General features: G+C 71.0%; 18 protein-coding genes and 1 riboswitch. Of the genes, 8 read left to right on the top strand and 10 right to left on the bottom strand.

Annotation, left to right across the window (positions count from 1 at the left end; translation table 11 throughout):
• The first annotated feature begins 56 nt into the window (after positions 1–56).
• The 3 genes from K228_RS0119355 (at position 57) to K228_RS0119345 (ending at position 3,016) form a co-directional block, all read left to right on the top strand.
• On the top strand, positions 57–1,298 hold the full coding sequence (locus K228_RS0119355; RefSeq protein WP_025619928.1) for an acyltransferase family protein: 1,242 nt from the start codon (positions 57–59) through the stop codon (positions 1,296–1,298).
• A 63-nt stretch (positions 1,299–1,361) separates the two neighbouring features.
• The gene (gene recO, locus K228_RS0119350; protein WP_025619927.1) at positions 1,362–2,198 is read left to right on the top strand and encodes a DNA repair protein RecO; all 837 of its coding nucleotides are present in this window, start codon (positions 1,362–1,364) and stop codon (positions 2,196–2,198) included.
• Between the two features lie 41 nt (positions 2,199–2,239).
• A complete protein-coding gene (locus K228_RS0119345; protein WP_025619926.1) occupies positions 2,240–3,016 on the top strand; it encodes an isoprenyl transferase in 777 nt (258 codons plus the stop codon).
• Between the two features lie 16 nt (positions 3,017–3,032).
• Here K228_RS0119345 and gndA read toward each other — a convergent pair whose 3' ends face one another.
• The 4 genes from gndA to K228_RS0119325 form a co-directional block, all read right to left on the bottom strand.
• Positions 3,033–4,469 carry an NADP-dependent phosphogluconate dehydrogenase gene (gene gndA, locus K228_RS0119340; protein ID WP_025619925.1) on the bottom strand — a complete coding sequence of 479 codons (1,437 nt, stop codon included), beginning with the start codon at positions 4,467–4,469 and terminating at the stop codon, positions 3,033–3,035.
• Between the two features lie 99 nt (positions 4,470–4,568).
• Complete coding sequence (locus K228_RS0119335; RefSeq protein WP_025619924.1) at positions 4,569–5,369, bottom strand: energy-coupling factor transporter transmembrane component T family protein; 801 nt, start codon at positions 5,367–5,369, stop codon at positions 4,569–4,571.
• Complete coding sequence (locus tag K228_RS0119330; protein ID WP_025619923.1) at positions 5,366–6,793, bottom strand: ABC transporter ATP-binding protein; 1,428 nt, start codon at positions 6,791–6,793, stop codon at positions 5,366–5,368. The genes K228_RS0119335 and K228_RS0119330 overlap by 4 nt, the downstream gene beginning before the upstream one ends.
• Positions 6,794–6,899: 106 nt before the next feature.
• Positions 6,900–7,496 (bottom strand): ECF transporter S component, encoded by a 597-nt coding sequence (locus K228_RS0119325; RefSeq protein ID WP_025619922.1) that lies wholly within the window; start codon positions 7,494–7,496, stop codon positions 6,900–6,902.
• Positions 7,497–7,568: 72 nt separating this feature from the next.
• A riboswitch (TPP riboswitch) is annotated at positions 7,569–7,674 on the bottom strand.
• Positions 7,675–7,777: 103 nt separating this feature from the next.
• Here K228_RS0119325 and K228_RS0119320 point away from each other — a divergent pair.
• On the top strand, positions 7,778–8,608 hold the full coding sequence (locus tag K228_RS0119320; protein ID WP_025619921.1) for an alpha/beta fold hydrolase: 831 nt from the start codon (positions 7,778–7,780) through the stop codon (positions 8,606–8,608).
• Positions 8,609–8,612: 4 nt separating this feature from the next.
• Here the strand turns inward: K228_RS0119320 and K228_RS0119315 are convergent, their stop codons facing one another.
• The 5 genes from K228_RS0119315 to K228_RS0119295 are packed head-to-tail and all read right to left on the bottom strand — an operon-like array spanning position 8,613 to position 11,896.
• Entirely contained in the window at positions 8,613–8,921 is a 309-nt protein-coding gene (locus tag K228_RS0119315) for an ArsR/SmtB family transcription factor (RefSeq protein ID WP_025619920.1), read from the bottom strand.
• A 38-nt stretch (positions 8,922–8,959) separates the two neighbouring features.
• On the bottom strand, positions 8,960–9,835 hold the full coding sequence (locus K228_RS0119310) for a metal ABC transporter permease (RefSeq protein WP_025619919.1): 876 nt from the start codon (positions 9,833–9,835) through the stop codon (positions 8,960–8,962).
• 1 nt (position 9,836) lies between these two features.
• On the bottom strand, positions 9,837–10,598 hold the full coding sequence (locus K228_RS0119305; protein WP_025619918.1) for a metal ABC transporter ATP-binding protein: 762 nt from the start codon (positions 10,596–10,598) through the stop codon (positions 9,837–9,839).
• Complete coding sequence (locus K228_RS0119300; protein WP_025619917.1) at positions 10,595–11,584, bottom strand: metal ABC transporter substrate-binding protein; 990 nt, start codon at positions 11,582–11,584, stop codon at positions 10,595–10,597. Before K228_RS0119300 ends, K228_RS0119305 begins: the two co-directional genes overlap by 4 nt.
• Before the next feature lie 54 nt (positions 11,585–11,638).
• Positions 11,639–11,896, bottom strand: a complete 258-nt coding sequence (locus K228_RS0119295; RefSeq protein WP_025619916.1) for a hypothetical protein — start codon at positions 11,894–11,896, stop codon at positions 11,639–11,641.
• Between the two features lie 27 nt (positions 11,897–11,923).
• Here K228_RS0119295 and K228_RS0119290 point away from each other — a divergent pair, with 27 nt between their 5' ends.
• The 4 genes from K228_RS0119290 to dusB all read left to right on the top strand — a co-directional run bounded on the left by K228_RS0119290 (position 11,924) and on the right by dusB (position 15,638).
• Positions 11,924–12,265, top strand: a complete 342-nt coding sequence (locus tag K228_RS0119290) for an antibiotic biosynthesis monooxygenase family protein (protein ID WP_025619915.1) — start codon at positions 11,924–11,926, stop codon at positions 12,263–12,265.
• A 164-nt stretch (positions 12,266–12,429) separates the two neighbouring features.
• Positions 12,430–12,903 carry a hypothetical protein gene (locus K228_RS0119285; protein WP_025619914.1) on the top strand — a complete coding sequence of 158 codons (474 nt, stop codon included), beginning with the start codon at positions 12,430–12,432 and terminating at the stop codon, positions 12,901–12,903.
• Between the two features lie 111 nt (positions 12,904–13,014).
• A complete protein-coding gene (locus K228_RS0119280) occupies positions 13,015–14,394 on the top strand; it encodes a glycine--tRNA ligase (protein WP_025619913.1) in 1,380 nt (459 codons plus the stop codon).
• Positions 14,395–14,462: 68 nt separating this feature from the next.
• Positions 14,463–15,638 (top strand): tRNA dihydrouridine synthase DusB, encoded by a 1,176-nt coding sequence (gene dusB, locus K228_RS0119275; protein WP_025619912.1) that lies wholly within the window; start codon positions 14,463–14,465, stop codon positions 15,636–15,638.
• A gap of 66 nt (positions 15,639–15,704) precedes the next feature.
• On the opposite strand, the gene K228_RS0119270 is transcribed toward dusB, so the two are convergent.
• Complete coding sequence (locus K228_RS0119270) at positions 15,705–16,337, bottom strand: C39 family peptidase (protein ID WP_025619911.1); 633 nt, start codon at positions 16,335–16,337, stop codon at positions 15,705–15,707.
• Positions 16,338–16,525: the final 188 nt, after the last annotated feature.

The raw sequence follows: 16,525 nt of genomic DNA, 5'->3' as shown, positions 1-16,525 counted from the left end.
GCCAGCGGAAGGTAGGGGACTGTTGCCCTCCCCTCACCGGAAACAGTTGCGAGCTGATGCGAAATCGTTACCTAGACCTGCTGCGTGCTCTCGCCGTCGTCCGGGTCGTGGTCTACCACGTAACGGGGTGGGCCACCATGACGCTGGTCTTTCCCGCGATGTCGGTGATGTTCGCGCTGGCCGGATCGCTGATGGCGGCGTCCCTGCATCGGTTCGGGACAGCGGCGGTCGGTCGTCGGTTGCGGCGGCTGCTGCCGTCGTTCTGGATGCTCGGTGCGATCCTGGTGCCCGCAATGCTGCTCACCGGGCTGCCGTTCACCCCCGATCTCCTGCTCTGGCTCTTCCCGGTGGCCGACCCGCCGCGGAACGACTGGGGAATCCCGGTGCTGGGCCCGATCTGGTACCTGCGCAACTATCTCTGGTTTGTCCTCGCCTCGCCGCTGGCGTTGTGGTTGTTCCGTCGGTTCCCGCTGCCCACTCTGATCGCCCCGTACGCGCTGACTGTGGCGATCGAACTAGGGCTGTACCCGAATCCGCCGATGGTGGTGCAGCAGTTCGGCCTGTACTTCGGGGCGTGGATGGTGGGCTTCGCCCACCAGGCGGGGATGCTGCGCCGACTCGCCAACCGCGTCCTGTGGCCGACCGCGATCGTTCTGGTCGCCCTCGGCGGCTGGTGGAACCTGACCCAGCCTGGCACCAAGGGGCTGGACCTCAACGGCAATCCGCTCGCCAACGCCCTCTGGTCGGCCGGTGTCATCCTGGTCGTGCTCGGGCGGGAGCCGGCGAGAACGGCGTGGATCGACCGCAACGCGATCTTCAGTCGGTTGGTCACTCTGACCAACCGGCGCGCACTCACCGTGTACCTGTGGCACATGGCCTTCGTGGCAGCGCTCACCCCGCTGGTGGACGTGGTCGGTTGGTCGCACCAGAATCTGCTCGGCCTGGCCATCCGGGTGGTGCTGGTCTTCGCCCTGCTCGGGGTCGTCATCCTGCTCGTCGGCTGGGTTGAGGACATCGCGGCCCGGCGCCGGCCGGAGTTGATCCCCGGCTTCGGACGGCGAGCGGCTGCTACGCCTGCGGGTGCGACAGCCACGTCTGAGGGGGCGGCTGTCACGTCTGAGGAGGCGACAGCCATGTCTGAGGGGGCGGCTGCCCCGCCCGAGGGGGCAGCGGAGCAGACCGCAGCCGCTTCGGCGGACCAGGCCGGGACGGCGCGGAAGCAGCCGACGGTGCCGGCACCCCGGTCGGCGGAGTACGAGCGCGTGCAGACCGGGAGCGTGGAGAGCAACGCACGATGACCCACCGGCCCCGCGGCCACCCCGAGCCGACCCGGAGCTGTCCCCCTGAGGGAGAATGATCCGATGGCCGGGTATCGCCGACAGCTCTACCGCGACGACGCGGTGGTGCTGCGCGTGCAGAAGCTCGGCGAGTCGGATCGCATCATCACCCTGCTCACCCGTCGGCACGGGCGGCTGCGCGCGGTGGCCCGCGGGGTGCGCCGGATCACCAGCAAGTTCGGCGCCCGGCTGGAGCCCTTCGGCCATGTCGACCTGCAACTCGCCGGCGACCCGAAGGGCCAGCAGGGCAGCTCGCTGCACACGGTCAGCCAGGTCGAGGGCATTGACCTGTACGGCAAGCGCCTCCTCGGCGACTACCCCCGCTACACGGCGGCGAGTGCGGTCTGTGAGACCGCGGAGCGGCTCACCCCGGTCGAGCGGGAACCGTCGCTGCGGTTGTTCCAGCTCACCCTGGGGGCGCTGCGCGCGCTGGCCGGCGGGGAGCACGCCGCGACCCTGGTGCTGGACGCGTACCTGCTGCGCGGCATGGCCCTGGCCGGGTGGGCGCCGGCGCTGGCCGGTTGCGCGGTCTGCGGCACGCCAGGGCGGCACCGGGCCTTCTCCGTCCCGGCCGGCGGCGCCGTCTGCCTCGACTGTCGGCCGCCCGGCGCGGCCCACCCCGCACCGGCCACCATTGACCTGATGACCGCGCTGACCAGCGGTGACTGGCGCGTTGCCGACGCCGCCGAGAACGGTGTTCGCCGGGAGTGCAGCGGGCTGGTCGCGGCGCACCTGCAGTGGCATCTGGAGCGCGCGCTACGCTCGCTGCCGCTGGTGGACCGGGGCGGTCCGGCCGCCGGCGCGGTCGGGACGCCGACCGGCGGAGTCGGGCCGGCCGCGGTCGGCGTGGACAGGGAGTAGACCGAGTGATCCGATCGACCAGGCGAACCGGCCGTGCACCGGTGCCGCCCACCCCCCACCCGTCTGGCGCCCGGCCACCGGCGCTGCCCGCCGAGGCGTTGCCGCGGCACGTCGCGGTGGTGATGGACGGCAATGGCCGGTGGGCCAAGGAGCGCGGGCTCCCGCGTACGAAAGGGCATGAGGCGGGAGAGTTCTCCCTCTTCGACGCCGTCGAGGGCGCGATCGAACTGGGCATCCCGTACCTGTCGGCGTACGCGTTCTCGACGGAGAACTGGCGGCGTTCGCCGGACGAGGTGCGTTTCCTGATGGGCTTTAACCGGGACGTGATCCGCCGCCGCCGCGACCAACTTGTCGATCTGGGCGTACGGGTCGTCTGGTCAGGCCGGTCCGGGCGGCTGTGGAAGAGCGTCATCTCGGAGTTGCAGGCGGCCGAGGAGATGTCCCGCGGCAACTCGACGCTCACCCTGCAGTTCTGCGTCAACTATGGCGGGCAGGCCGAGATCGCCGACGCCGCCGCCGCGATCGCCCGGGAGGTCGCGGCCGGCCGGCTCGACCCGGCCAAGGTCACCGAGAAGACCGTGGCCCGCTACCTCTACCACCCGGAGGTCCCCGACGTGGATCTCTTCCTGCGCCCCTCCGGAGAGCAACGCACCTCCAACTTCATGCTCTGGCAGAGCGCCTACGCCGAACTGGTCTTCCTGGACACGCTCTGGCCGGACTTCGACCGTCGGCACCTCTGGTACGCCTGTGAGCTCTATGCCCAGCGGGACCGTCGGTTCGGCGGAGCGCTGCCGAACCCGGTGGCGCCGGCCACCTGATTCGGACCCTGGGGAATCAGGCTTCGACCTCACTGCGGTCGCCGGCCCAGAGGGTGTGGAAGGAGCCGTCGCGGTCAATCCGGCGGTAGGTGTGGGCGCCGAAGTTGTCCCGCAGGCCCTGGATCAGGGCCGCCGGTAGTCGGTTCGCGCGCAGCGCGTCGAAGTAGGACAGCGACGAGGCGAACGCGGGGGTGGGCACACCGGCCTGGGCAGCCTCGGCGACCACGCGCCGCCACCCCGACAACCCGGCGCGTACGGCGTCGGCGAACCACGGCGCCACCAGCAGCGTGGGCAGGTCGGGCTGGTCGTCGTACGCCTGCCGGATCTGGTCGAGGAAGTGCGCCCGGATGATGCACCCGCCCCGCCAGATCGTGGCGGTGCCGCCCAGGTCGATGTCCCAGTCGTATTCCTGGCTACCGGCCCGAATGTGGTCGAAGCCCTGCGCGTACGCGACGATCTTGCTGGCCAGCAGCGCGCGCCGGACGTCCTCGATAAAGTCGGCCCGCTCCTCGACCTGCCACGTCGGTCCCGTGCCGGCGAACGCGCGGCGGATGGCCGCTCGCTGGTCGGCATGCCCGGAGAGGGAACGCGCGAACGTCGCCTCGGCGATGCCGGTGATCGGGACGCCCAGGTCCAGGGCGTTCTGTACGGTCCAGCGTCCGGTGCCCTTCTGCTCCGCCTGGTCGAGCACGATGTCCACGAAGGCCTGCCCGGTGCTGGGGTCGGTGTGCCCGAGCACCTCAGCGGTGATCTCGATGAGGTACGACTCCAGCTCGCCGGAGTTCCACTCTTGGAAGATCTCCGCCAGCTCGGCCGGGGTCGCGTCCAGACCAACTCGTAGGAGGTCGTACGCCTCGGCGATGAGCTGCATGTCGGCGTACTCGATGCCGTTGTGGACCATCTTGACGAAGTGGCCGGCTCCGTCCGGCCCGATGTGCCGGCAGCAGGGCTCGCCGTCCACCTGCGCCGCGATCTGTTCGAAGATCGGCCCCAGCTTCTGGTAGGACTCGGCCGAGCCGCCGGGCATGATGCTCGGCCCCCACAACGCGCCCTCCTCGCCACCGGAAACACCGGTGCCGACGAAGTGCAGCCCCTGCTTGCGCAGCGCCTCCTCGCGCCGCCGGGTGTCGGCGAAGTGGGCATTGCCGCAGTCGACGACGATGTCACCGGCATCGAGCAGCGGCACCAATTCGTCGATGACGGCGTCGGTCGGGGCGCCGGCCTTGACCATCGTGATGACCGCCCGGGGGCGCTCCAACGCGGCGACCAGGTCGGCCAGCGAGTCGGTGGGGACGAACCGCCCCTCCTCGCCGTGCTCGGCGACCAGCCGGCGGGTCCGTTCCGGGGAGCGGTTGTGTACCGCCACGACGAAGCCGTTGCGGGCCAGGTTCCGGGCGAGGTTCCGCCCCATCACCGCCAGCCCGGTAACGCCGATCTGTGCCTGCCCGTTCATCCGTGCCACCTCCGCCTCGATCTCCGTCTGTGACCGTATCGCGCTCCACGTTCGGCTGGCCCGCACCCACCTCACCCGGCGCTGCGCTGAGCCTGGTGGTCAGCCGATCAGGGGGCGGAACGCGCCGACGGCGATGCTGACTGTGAGCGCGGTGCCGGCCAGTACCGCCGCACCAGCGATCAGGAGACCGTCGGCGCGGCCGAAGTGTTGGCGGCGGGCCATCGACCGGGGAGTCATGGCGTCGAAGCCCCGCGCGTCCATCGCCACGGCGAGTCGGGTTCCGCGGCGGATCGCACCGACCAGTAGCGTGAACGCGGTCGATCCGAAGAGCCGCAGCCGGGCCAGCGGATTACGGCCGGCGTCAACGCCCCGGGCCCGCCGCGCCATGCTGATCATTTGCCACTCCTGGGCGAGCAACGGCACCAACCGGAACGCCGCCAGCGCCCCGTAGGCGAAGCGGGCGGGCAGTTTGGCATTTTGCACCAGCGCGTCGGCAAGGTCGGTCGGGTCAGTGGTCGCCACCACGATCAATCCCGGCAGGGCCACCGCGAACATGCGCAACACCAGACCGAGCGCGGTGATCAGCACGCCGGAGGTGATCAGGAATGGGCCGGCCTCGGCGAGGATTCGTCCGGAGCGCTCGGCGGCGAAGAGCACCAGCGTGACGAGGACGCCGACGGCGCTGAACAGCAGCGGCATCGCCCGGCGGGCGAGTACCCGGAGCCGTACGCCGAACAGCGGCAGCAGGGCCAGCTCGAAGGCGATGGCGATGGCCGGCGTCACCGGGTCGAGGGTGGCGATCAGGATGAACGAGCAGAGCAGCGCCGCTGCCAGCTTCGCCACCGGGTTGCGTCGGGCCAGCGGGGCGTCCGGTCGGGTCACGGGTTCAAGGTTGATCACGGCGCGCTCAGCGGATGGTCGAGCCGTACCTGGCGGTCGGCGAGCGCGGCGACGAACTCCGGGTCGTGGGTCACCGTGACCAGCCCGTGCCCGTCGTCGCGCAGCTCGGCGAAGAGCTCCACCAACTCCTGCCAGGTTCGCCGGTCCTGGCCGAAGGTGGGCTCGTCGCAGACGAGCAGGCGGGGCGCGGTGGCCAGGGCCGTCGCCACGCTCAGCCGCCGCGCCTCGCCACCGGAGAGGGTGTACGGGTTGGCCTCGGCGAGCGCCGTCAGGCGGAGCCGGTCGAGCAGCGCGTCCACGGTGGCGCGGACCTGCGCCTCGGTTCGGCCGGTCCGGCGTGGGCCCAGCGCCAGTTCGTCGGCGACGGTGGTGGTGACGAACTGGTGCTCCGGGTCCTGGAAGACCGAACCGATCCGGCCCACCAGCGCCGGCGCCCGCCATCGGTGCGGCGGGGTGCGGGCGTCCGCGCCGGCCAGCTCCGCGGTCGCGGTGATCCGGCCCGCCCTCGGTGCGAGCAGCCCACCCAGCAGGAGAGCCAGGGTGGACTTTCCGGCCCCGTTGGGTCCCTGGACGGCGAGCGCCTCGCCGGCCCGTACGGTGAGGGAGATACTGGCCAGCCGGGGCGGCAGGGCGAGGTCGTCGGCGGCGAGTAACTCCGTCCCGGCGGCGGTGGTGGCCCGCCGCAGGGGCGTCGGACAGCCCGGCACCCAGACCCCCTCGGCGGCGAGCGCCTCGCCGTGCGCGGCGAAGACCGCCTGTGGGGTGCCGTCGGCTTGGACACCGCCGCCCGGCGCCAGTACGACCACCCGGTCGACCAGCGGCAGCGCCTCGGCGAGCCGGTGCTCGACGAGGAGCAGGGTGGTGTCGGCGTCGAGCGCCGTGGCGACCGCGTCCCGGATCAGCGCCGCACCGGCCGGGTCCAGGTTGGCGGTCGGCTCGTCGAGTAGCAGCAGGCTCGGGCGGAGCGCGAGCACCCCGGCGAGGGCGAGGCGCTGCTGCTCGCCGCCGGAGAGAGCAGCGGTCGATCGGTCCCGGCCGTAGCGGAAACCAACCCGGCGCAGGGCCTCGTCCACCCGGGGCCAGATCTGCTCGGCGGGTAGCCCGCGGTTTTCGGGGCCGAAGGCGACGTCGTCACCGCAGCGCGCCATCACCAGCTGGGTCTGCGGGTCCTGGAAGAGCAGGCCGACCTCTTCTCGGGCCGTGCGCGGGTCCCGGCCGTCAACCTCGACGGTGCCTTCCTGCTCGCCGGAGTCCTCCGGTAGCAGCCCGGCCAGCGCGGCGAGCAGGGTGCTCTTACCCGCCCCGGAGGTCCCCAGCAGGAGGACCCGTTCGCCGTGCTCGATCCGCAGGTCGAGCCCGCGTACGGCCCACCGCTTCCGCCCCGCGTGCCGCCACCCGAAGCCTCGCAACCGGACCGCGCTCACCGGCCACCGCCCCGGAGCTGGTTGCTGATCCTGGGCACACCGCGCCGGGCGCTGCTGGCACGCCCGGGCGCGGTCTGCGGCGACGACCTTGTGCTTGCCACGGTGCTCAGATGGTGAAGCGTTCGCGGCCGGCGGGGAACCGGTCCAGCACGCCCGTTTTGGCCAGGGCTTGGGTCAGGCGCCGGGCGCCGACCCCGGCGATGGCGGCGGCGCTGGCGACTGTCAGCAGCGCGTACGGGATTCGGTAGCTGAACATTGCGTAAAAGTGGGTCCAGGCGAAGAAGTCGAAGATAGCCGCGCCGAGGCCGGCCAGCGCACCCGCGAGCAGCGCCGTGGGCAGTCGGAAGGAGCGGTAGCGGAAGGCGGCGAAGGCCAGCTCGGCGCCGAGCCCCTGGACCATGCCCTGGACGATGGTGGTGCTGCCCCACTCGTTGCCGAGCAGTGTGGACACCACTGCGGCCACCGCCTCGCAGAAGAATGCCGCGCCGGGACGGCGGATCACCAGGCCGCCGAGGACCGCCGGGAGCAGCCAGACGCCGTACATGATGGCCTGGGTCGCCGGCAGGAAGGCGAACGCCGGGGTGACGACGTTCCAGAGCAGTCCCCAGGCCCAGAAGATGACGCCGAAGGTGACGGCGATGACAGCGGCGACGACGACATCGACGGTGCGCCAGCGGTTGGTTGCTACATTGACTTTTTTCATCGGTCTTCCCTGTCTGCTCCGGGAAACAGGAGGGGGCACATCTACGTCCGGTGCGGCCGGACGACGGCACGGCTGAAGGCCGACCGAACTCCCTGCGCTGGCATTACCCAGATCAGGTTCGAGGGTCTGTGGGACGTTGCCCACACTCTCAGCGCTGTGCGCTCCCCTGTCGGAGGTGAAAATGTGCGACCGACGCTAGCACCTCCGAAAATCTTTCAACAAAGTGGCATTGGTGCAGTTCGGCGGGGGCCCTTCGGTGACCCCCGAGTAGGCTGCCGATCATGCATGTCGATGTCCGAGGTTTCGCCTTCGATCTCCATGTCGGTGGCCCGGCGGCCGGCCCGCCGGTACTCCTGCTGCACGGCTTTCCCCAGCACAGTGGGGAGTGGGCCGACGTGGTGCCGCTCCTGCACGCTGCCGGGCTGCGCACGTACGCCCTCGATCAGCGTGGCTACTCGCCCGGCGCCCGTCCGGCGGCGGTCTCCGCGTACCGCCTCGGTGAGCTGGTCGACGACGTGGTGGCGGTGCTGGAGCGCCTCGGCGTCGCCGCTGCGCACGTGGTCGGACATGACTGGGGCGCGGCGGTCAGCTGGGCCCTCGCCGCCGACCATCCGGCCCGGGTGCGCTCGCTGACCGCGGTCTCCGTGCCGCACCCGGCGGCCTTGGCCCACGCCCTGCGCAGCGACCGGTCGCAGCGGGCCCGCTCGGCGTACATGCGGCTGTTTCGGCGAGAAGGAACGGCGGAGACGGTGTTGCTGGCGCTGCGGGCGACCGGGCTGCGTCGGATGCTGGCCGGAGCCGGCGACGCCGACCGGGTGGCCGCGTACGTCGAGCCGATGCGCGCTCCGGGCGCGTTGAGCGCCGCCCTGAACTGGTACCGGGCGATGTCCCGCGGGGACCTGGCGGCCGTCGGGCCGGTGTCGGTGCCGACGACGTACGTCTGGAGCGACCGGGACATCGCGATCGGCCGCACCGCCGCTGAGGCCTGCGCCGCCCACGTGACCGGCGCCTACCGCTTCGTCGAGCTGACCGGGGTGAGCCACTGGATTCCGGACCGGGCCCCAGCGCCGCTCGCCGACGCGATCGTGGCCCGGGTCCGCGACCCGAGGTGAGCCCTCAGGTGGGGGTGGTGTGCTCGCCGGCGTGGCTGACCGCGTCCGCCACGATGTGTGCGACGTGTTCGTCAACCAGCGTGTAGGCGATCTCCCGCCCGCGTCGGGAACCCCGCACCACCCCGGCACCGCGGAGCACCCGCAGATGCTGGGAGACCAGCGGCTGCGCGGCACCGAGTTGGTCAACCAGCTCGTGTACGCACCGTTCGCCCTCGGCGAGTTGGCTGACGATGGCCAGCCGGATCGGGGCGGAGAGGGCGCGCAGCAGCTCGCTCGCCCCCTCGAAGGCGTCGTAGCCGGACTCGCTGCTCACAGAGATAACGGTAACCAATCCCAGGGGTACGCCGTTGGTCAGGACTGGCTCAGCACCACCTCGTGCGGCTCCACAGCCGATGGATCCGCCGCGGCGACCCGCCGTCGTCGCAGCGTCCGCCAGCCCACGCCGGCGAGCGCCACCACCGCGAACGAGGCGATCGCCATCAGCACCACCGACGCGCCGGGGGCGGTGTCGGCGTTGGCCGCCACGTACACCCCCGATCCGGCGGCGAAGAGCCCGAGTGTCATGGCGGCCGTCATCGTGCTGCGGAAACCGCGGGTGACCTGCTGGGCGGCGGCGACCGGCACCACCATCAGCGCGCTGATCAGCAGGACGCCGACCGCACGCATCGCGATGGTGACGGTGACTGCCGTGGCGACCGCGAGGAGCAGGTTGAGGGCACGGACGGGCAGCCCGGAGACCCGGGCGTACTCCTCGTCGTGGCAGATCGCGAAGAGCGCTGGGCGTAACGCCAGCATGGTGACCAGGATCGCCGCGCCGAGCACCGCGATCGTGGTCAGGTCGGTGGGGGTGATCGTGGAGAGTGAGCCGAAGAGGTACGCGTTGAGGCTCGCGCTGGTGCTGTCGGAGAGCCCGACGAGCATCACACCGCCGGCGATGCCGCCGTAGAAGAGCAGGGCGAGCGCCAGGTCACCGGAGGTGCGACCGCGGGCCCGGACCAACTCGATGGTGATCGCGCCGAGGCTGGCCACGATCACTGCCACCAGGACCGGGGAGCGGTTGAGCAGCAGGCCGGCGCCGACGCCGGTGAGCGCCACGTGCCCGACGCCGTCGCCGATCAGGGCCAGCCGCCGCTGCACCAGGTAGATGCCGAGCGCCGGGGCGGCCAGACCGATGATCAGCGCGCCGACCAGCGCACGTTGCATGTACGGGTACTGGAAGAGTTCCATCTCACGCGCTCCAGAGGCCGGCGGGCTCGTTGGGACCGTGCGGGTGCACGTGGTCGTGGTCGGGGTCGGCGTGGTGACCGGCCGGCTCGGGCACCGGGCCGTCGTGAGCGATCCCCCCGGCGTGCACGACGACGGCTCGGGAGATCAACGGCCGCAGTGGCCCCAGCTCGTGTGCGACCAGCAGGACGGTGCCACCGCCAGCGACGAATTCTTGGAGTGCTCCGGCGAACGCCGCCTGGCTCGCCGCGTCCACGCCGGCGGTCGGCTCGTCGAGGATCAGCAGCTCCGGCTCGCCGGCCAGGGCCCGGGCGATGAGGACGCGCTGCTGCTGGCCGCCGGAGAGGGTGGAGACCGGGTCCCCGGTCCGGTCGGCGAGACCGACCGCCGCCAGTGCGGTCGCCACCGCCCTCCGGTCCGCGCGGCCGGGGGGCCGCAGGATGCCGCGGCGGGCCAGCCGCCCCGCCGCGACCACCTCGCCGACGGTGGCGGGCACACCGCCGCCGGCGCCGAGGCGTTGCGGGACGTACCCGATGCGGTGCCACTGACGGAATCGCCGCGCCGGCTGGTCGAAGAGCTCGACGGAGCCGGAGCTGAGCGGGACGAGCCCGAGCACGGCCCGGGTCAGGGTGGACTTGCCGGAGCCGTTGGCGCCGAGCACGGCCACCACCTCTCCGCTGGTCACGGTCAGCGAGACATCTCGCAGGACGGCGCGGCCCTCGTAGCCGATGGCCGCCCGCGTGACGGTGATGACGGGTGCGCTCATGCGCAGTCCAGCGCGGTTCGCAGCGTCGCGAGGTTGGCCCGCATCACCGAGAAGTAGTCCCCGTTGTTGTCGGCGGCGAGCCCCTCGAGTGGGTCGAGCACCGCGGTCTCGGCCCCGACCTGGGCCGCGATGGTCTCGGCGACCTTCGGGCTGACCAACGTCTCGAAGAAGATCGTGGTGGCCTGGTGTTCCTTCGCCTCCTCGATCACCTCGGCCAGCCGCTGCGGCGACGGCTCGTGCTCCGGGCTCAGCCCGGTGACGCCGATCTGCTCCAGCTGGTAGCGCGTGGTCAGATAGCCGAAGGCGGTGTGGCTGACCACGATCTCCCGCCGCTGGCAGGTCTTCAGGCCGGCGGTGAACTCCGCGTCGAGCTGCTCCAGCTTGCCGCGGAGTTCGGACACCCGGGCGGCGTAGTCGTCGGCGTGCTCGGGGTCGGCCTGGGCGAGCCGGTCGGCGAGCTGGTCACCGACGGTGGCGAGCCGGGTGGGGTCCAGCCACAGGTGTGGGTCCTTGCTGCCGGCCTCCGCCGTGTGGTCCGGGTCCGCCGGGGTCTCGGCGTCGCTCTCGCCCTCGTGCCCGCCCTCGTCCTCGTGGCCGTGGTCGTGGTTGTCGGCGGTGGCGTCGAGCAGCGGCTCGACGGTGGTGACATCGAACGCCCGGTCGGCGGAGTTCTGCTGCACGGCCTCGTCCACCTGCGGTTGGAAGCCCTTGAGGTAGACGATCAGCTCCGCCCCGGCCACATCTCCGACCTGGCTCGGGCTCAACTCGACGTCGTGGGGCTCGGCGCCGGGCTTGACCAGGTTACTGACGGCTACCGCGTCTCCGCCGATCTGCTGGGCCAGGAACTGGAGTGGGTAGAACGCGGCGACCACGTCAACCCGCTGCGGGTCAGCATCGACCGGCTTGTCGGAGCAGGCGGCGGCGCCGAGCGTGAGTAGGGCGGCGGAGGCGGCGGCCAGGGCACGTGGAGCACGGCGGTTGTTCATGAGGGCAACTGTCCGCAACAATGATAATGATTGTCAAAAACGCATGAGTGCATGTCAGAGGAGCTTGACCAGCCCGGCGGTGATCAGCAGCGTCAGCACCAGGAGCCGGACCACCCGTAGCCGTGTCGGCTGGCTCGCCCCCGTGGTGACCACCAGCGCGGCCACGACCGCCGCGAGGGCGAGGGTGAGCAGCCCGCCGATCACCCCCGGAGTGAAGAGCGCGACCAGCACCACCACCAGGGTGACCAAGAAGACTGCCGTCGGGTTTGCCCGGGCCAGCCGGCTCGCTATTCGGTGCTGCGTACGCTGCATCCCACAGACTCTACGAGGAGGTAGCCGGTGTTGGTCACCAACCGGTTCGTGGTCGAGCCCGATGTCGTTGACGACTTCACCGCGCGAGCGCACGCCGCACTCGCGGCGCTCGCGGCCCGCCCCGGATACCTGCGCGGGCAACTCGTCCGCGCGCTGGACGGCCCGCGCCACTGGTGCCTGCTCACCGAGTGGGAGTCGGTCGGCACCTATCGGCGAGCGCTCGGTGGCTTCGACGTCAAGATCACCGCGGTTCCGTTGCTCGCCGAGTCGGTCGACGAACCGTCGGCCTACGAAGCCCTCGCCACCGCCGCGCCCGGCGCCGACGTGGTCGTGACGGCGAGCGATCGGGCGGCCGATCCGTACCGGTGAGCGATACGCACTACATTGATCCCATGACCGCTCCCGGACCGGCCGCTCCCTCACCGCACCCGTCGGTGCCCGGCCCGCAAGACGGCGCCGCACCCCCCGCCGTGCCCGGCCCGCAAGACGGCGCCACACCCCCTGGCGTGCCCGGCCCACCCCCAGGGCCGGGAGTGCCGAACCCGCCCGCCGGCCCCGGTGTCGCACCACCGTTCGCGGCGCCGCCGGTCGAGGGCCGTCGCACCCGGATCTGGCTGGGACTCGGCGTCGGGGCGGTCGCGTTGGCGCTCTGCTGCGGCGGTGGCGGTGCGGCGGTGGTCGGGTTCTTTGTGAGCACCGTGCAGGCGTTCGACGAACAGGGGCGTGCCGTCTCCACCGACTACTACCAGGCGCTGGTGAAACGCGAATACGGTGCCGCCTACGACCAGCTCTGTGCACAGGCGCGGCGGCAGGAGTCGCGGCGGGAGTTCGAACGGCGGGCCGCCGACGGGCCGCAGGTGACCTCGTTCCGGATCGGCGAGCTCGACCAGACCAACCTGACCCTGCCGGTCGAGGTCACCCTCAGCGACGGCGACCGCGATCGCCAACGGGTGAACCTCAAGCAGAACGAGCAGACCGGTCAACTGGAGGTATGCGGGGTCAGCTGAACCGCTCCCGGTATTCTCCTTGGCTCAGGACGTCGCCGGTCATACCGTTGTCCCGAGCCTCGCTCCATCCCGTACTGTCCCCGCCGACCGCCAGCCGGCGTAGGAGGAAAAATGCCTGCAGACCGTATCGACGCCGTTGTCAGCCTCGCCAAGCGTCGGGGATTCGTCTTCCCGTCCAGCGAGATCTACGGGGGTACCCGTTCGGCGTGGGACTACGGCCCGCTCGGTGTGGAGCTGAAGGAGAACGTCCGCCGGCAGTGGTGGCGGAGCATGGTGCAGCAGCGTGACGACGTGGTGGGCCTCGACTCCGCGGTGATCCTGGCCCGTGATGTCTGGGCCGCCTCCGGCCACCTGGACGCGTTCGTGGACCCGCTGACCGAGTGCCAGTCCTGCCACAAGCGGTTCCGGGCCGACCACCTGGAGGAGGCGTACGAGGCCAAGCATGGTCGTCCGCCGGCCTCGTTGACCGAGCTGAACTGCCCGAACTGCGGAAACAAGGGCACCTTCACCGAGCCGCGGATGTTCAACGGTCTGATGAAGACCCACCTGGGCCCGGTGGAGAGCGACGAGGGTCTGCACTACCTGCGGCCGGAGACCGCGCAGGGCATCTTCGTCAACTACAAGAACGTCGAGACGGTGGCGCGCAAGAAGCCGCCGTTCGGTATCGCCCAGACCGGCAAGTCCTTCCGCAACGAGATCACCCCGGGGAACTTCATTTTCCGGACCCGCGAGTTCGAGCAGATGGAGATGGAATTCTTCGTCGAACCGGGCACCGACGAGGGCTGGCACGAGTACTGGCTCGCCGAGCGCTGGAACTGGTACCTCGACCTCGGCCTCAGCGAGCGTAACCTGCGTCGCTACGAGCACCCGCAGGAGAAGCTCTCCCACTACTCGAAGCGCACCGTCGACATCGAGTACCGGTTCCAGTTCGGTGGGACCGAGTTCGCGGAGCTGGAGGGCATCGCCAACCGCACCGACTTCGATCTCGCCACGCACAGCAAGCACTCCGGTGTCGACCTGTCCTACTTCGACCAGGCCAAGGGCGAGCGCTGGGTCCCGTACGTGATCGAGCCGGCGGCCGGCCTCACCCGTGCGGTGCTGGCGTTCCTGCTCGAGGCGTACGACGAGGATGAGGCGCCGAACACCAAGGGCGGCGTGGACAAGCGCACGGTGATGCGCTTCGACCCGCGGCTCGCCCCGGTGAAGGTGGCGGTGCTGCCGCTGTCCCGCAACGAGGCGCTCTCGCCAAAGGCCCGGAAGCTCGCCGCCGACCTGCGGAAGCGCTGGGTGGTGGAGTTCGACGACTCGCAGGCCATCGGTCGCCGCTACCGTCGGCAGGACGAGATCGGCACCCCGTTCTGCGTGACGGTCGACTTCGACACCCTCGACGACGACGCGGTGACCGTGCGGAACCGGGACACGATGGCCCAGGAGCGGATCTCCCTGGACCAGGTCGAGCGGTACCTGATCGAGCGCCTCCCCGGCTGCTGAGCCGCGGGGTGGCTCCTGCCTCCGCTGGTAGGCCAGCGGAGGCAGGACCAGGGCCTCCTTACACTGGAGTGGTGACCACGACGAAGGCCGTCCCGCCCCGCCCGCTGACCATCGGGCGGCACCAGGTGTGGCCGCCGGTGGTCCTGGCACCGATGGCGGGCATCACCAACGTTGGCTTCCGTCAGCTCTGCCGGGAGCAGGGCGGCGGCATCTACGTCTGCGAGATGATCACGACCGTCGCGCTGGTCGAGCGGAACCCCAAGACACTGCGCATGATCGCCTTTGGCTCCGGGGAGTCGCCGCGCAGTCTCCAGCTCTACGGCACCGACCCTGACACCACCGCCGCCGCCGTGCGTATCGTCGTCGAGCGGGACCTCGCCGACCATATCGACCTGAATTTCGGTTGCCCGGTCCCGAAGGTCACTCGCAAGGGCGGTGGCGCCGCCCTGCCGTGGCGGCGTCGGCTCTTCGCCCGGCTGGTGCGGGCCGCGGTGGATGCCGCGTCACTCGCTGGGGTGCCGGTAACGGTGAAGATGCGTAAGGGTATCGATGACGACCACCTGACGTACGTGGAGGCGGGCCTCGCCGCCCAGGACGCTGGGGTCGCGGCGGTGGCGCTGCACGGGCGTACGGCAGCCCAACGGTATTCGGGGACCGCCGACTGGGACGCCATCGCGACGCTGAAGGCGGCGCTGGACGTGCCGGTGCTGGGCAACGGTGACATCTGGGAGGCAGACGACGCGCTGCGGATGGTGGCGCACACCGGAGTCGACGGGGTCGTGGTGGGGCGGGGCTGCCTGGGCCGGCCGTGGCTCTTCGCCGACCTGGAGGCTGCCTTTACCGGTTCGCCGCACCGGCGGCTGCCCACGCTGGGGGAGGTGGCCACGACCATGCGCCGGCACGCGGAGCTGTTGGTCGAGCAGTTCACCGTCGGCGCCCGGGACGCAGCGCGCGGTGAACGGGATGGCTGTACCGACTTCCGGAAGCACGTCGCCTGGTACTTGAAGGGTTTTCCGGTCGGCAGCGAGCTACGTCGGTCGCTCGCGATGATTGAGAGCTTGGCGCACCTCGACGATCTGCTCGGCAAACTGGACCCGGCGGCGCCGTTCCCGGTGGAGACGTTGGGCCAGCCCCGTGGCCGGACCAACTCCCCGGGCAAGGTCTTCCTGCCGAGCGGGTGGCTGGACAGCCGGGATGACGACACGGTTCCGCAGGGCGCGGAGTTGGCCGACTCGGGCGGCTGAAGGCCGCGATAGACGACGACGAGGGCCGGCCCCGGGTGGGGCCGGCCTTTGTCGGTTGGTTGGTGGTCAGCTGGTGGAGTAGCCGCGGGTGGCGATCCAGTCCGCGAGGGCTTCGGTGGTGATCCAGTACTCGGCGGTGTTCGGGTTCGCCGAGTCGGCGATCTTGACCTCGTTGCCGGCGTCGCGGTAGCCGTTGACGGTGATGTAGTGGCCGCCGGCGAAGGAGTGGCTCTCGCCGTTGGTGTCGGTGGCGGTGCCGGCGATGTTGGCTACGACGGCGCGGCCGTCGTCGACGGTGCGGATGATGTCCTTGCGCAGGGTGTCGGTCTGCTTGTCGTCGGCGTCGGGGGTGGAGATCTCGACGCTGCGGTAGACGTCGCTGCCGGTTTCGGTGTTGAGCACCGGGGTGATGTCGTTGATGGAGTCGGTGCCGGACTCGGTGGTGCCCATCCGCTCGGCCATCGTGTCCATGTCGATCTCCTTGTCCTGCACGGACAGGGCGTTGCGGGCGGCGGCGGGGCCGCAGTAGTAGAAGTTCGGCTGGGCCTCGTAGTCGACCGAGAGCACGCGGGTGCCGTCGCGCTCGTTTTGGGCGGTGGGGGCGGCGAACGCGGCGGTTGCGGGGGCGGCGATGGCGCCACCGGTGGTGATCAGGCCAGCAGCGGTCAGGGCGGTCTTACGAAGGATGTCGGTACGCATGATGATCGAAGCCTTCCGCTCGGGGGTGCCGCGGGCGCAGGGGGCGCGCCAGCGGGTCGCAAGTGGTGGTTCGAGAAGAAATCGAAAAGGGGTTCCGCCCGGCCGGGGGGTGTTCCTCGGGCGGCCCGGGGGATGTAACCAACGCCGACCCGGTGGCATTCCGGGGGCGGGCGACCACCGGCGGTCCG

It is taken from the genome of Salinispora cortesiana (assembly GCF_000484695.1).
Classification (GTDB): Bacteria; Actinomycetota; Actinomycetes; order Mycobacteriales; family Micromonosporaceae; genus Micromonospora; species Micromonospora cortesiana.
The sequence above is the reverse complement of the archived record's forward strand: the minus strand, read 5'-3'. Positions and strand labels throughout refer to the sequence as shown.

Coding starts and splice junctions, on each gene's coding strand:
- gndA (WP_025619925.1), bottom strand. CDS start 4,469: ATGAACGGGCAGGCACAGATCGGCGTTACCGGGCTGGCGGTGATGGGG.
- K228_RS0119305 (WP_025619918.1), bottom strand. CDS start 10,598: ATGAGCGCACCCGTCATCACCGTCACGCGGGCGGCCATCGGCTACGAG.
- K228_RS0119325 (WP_025619922.1), bottom strand. CDS start 7,496: ATGAAAAAAGTCAATGTAGCAACCAACCGCTGGCGCACCGTCGATGTC.
- K228_RS0119295 (WP_025619916.1), bottom strand. CDS start 11,896: ATGCAGCGTACGCAGCACCGAATAGCGAGCCGGCTGGCCCGGGCAAAC.
- recO (WP_025619927.1), top strand. CDS start 1,362: ATGGCCGGGTATCGCCGACAGCTCTACCGCGACGACGCGGTGGTGCTG.
- K228_RS0119270 (WP_025619911.1), bottom strand. CDS start 16,337: ATGCGTACCGACATCCTTCGTAAGACCGCCCTGACCGCTGCTGGCCTG.
- K228_RS0119320 (WP_025619921.1), top strand. CDS start 7,778: ATGCATGTCGATGTCCGAGGTTTCGCCTTCGATCTCCATGTCGGTGGC.
- K228_RS0119310 (WP_025619919.1), bottom strand. CDS start 9,835: ATGGAACTCTTCCAGTACCCGTACATGCAACGTGCGCTGGTCGGCGCG.
- K228_RS0119300 (WP_025619917.1), bottom strand. CDS start 11,584: ATGAACAACCGCCGTGCTCCACGTGCCCTGGCCGCCGCCTCCGCCGCC.
- K228_RS0119280 (WP_025619913.1), top strand. CDS start 13,015: ATGCCTGCAGACCGTATCGACGCCGTTGTCAGCCTCGCCAAGCGTCGG.
- K228_RS0119355 (WP_025619928.1), top strand. CDS start 57: ATGCGAAATCGTTACCTAGACCTGCTGCGTGCTCTCGCCGTCGTCCGG.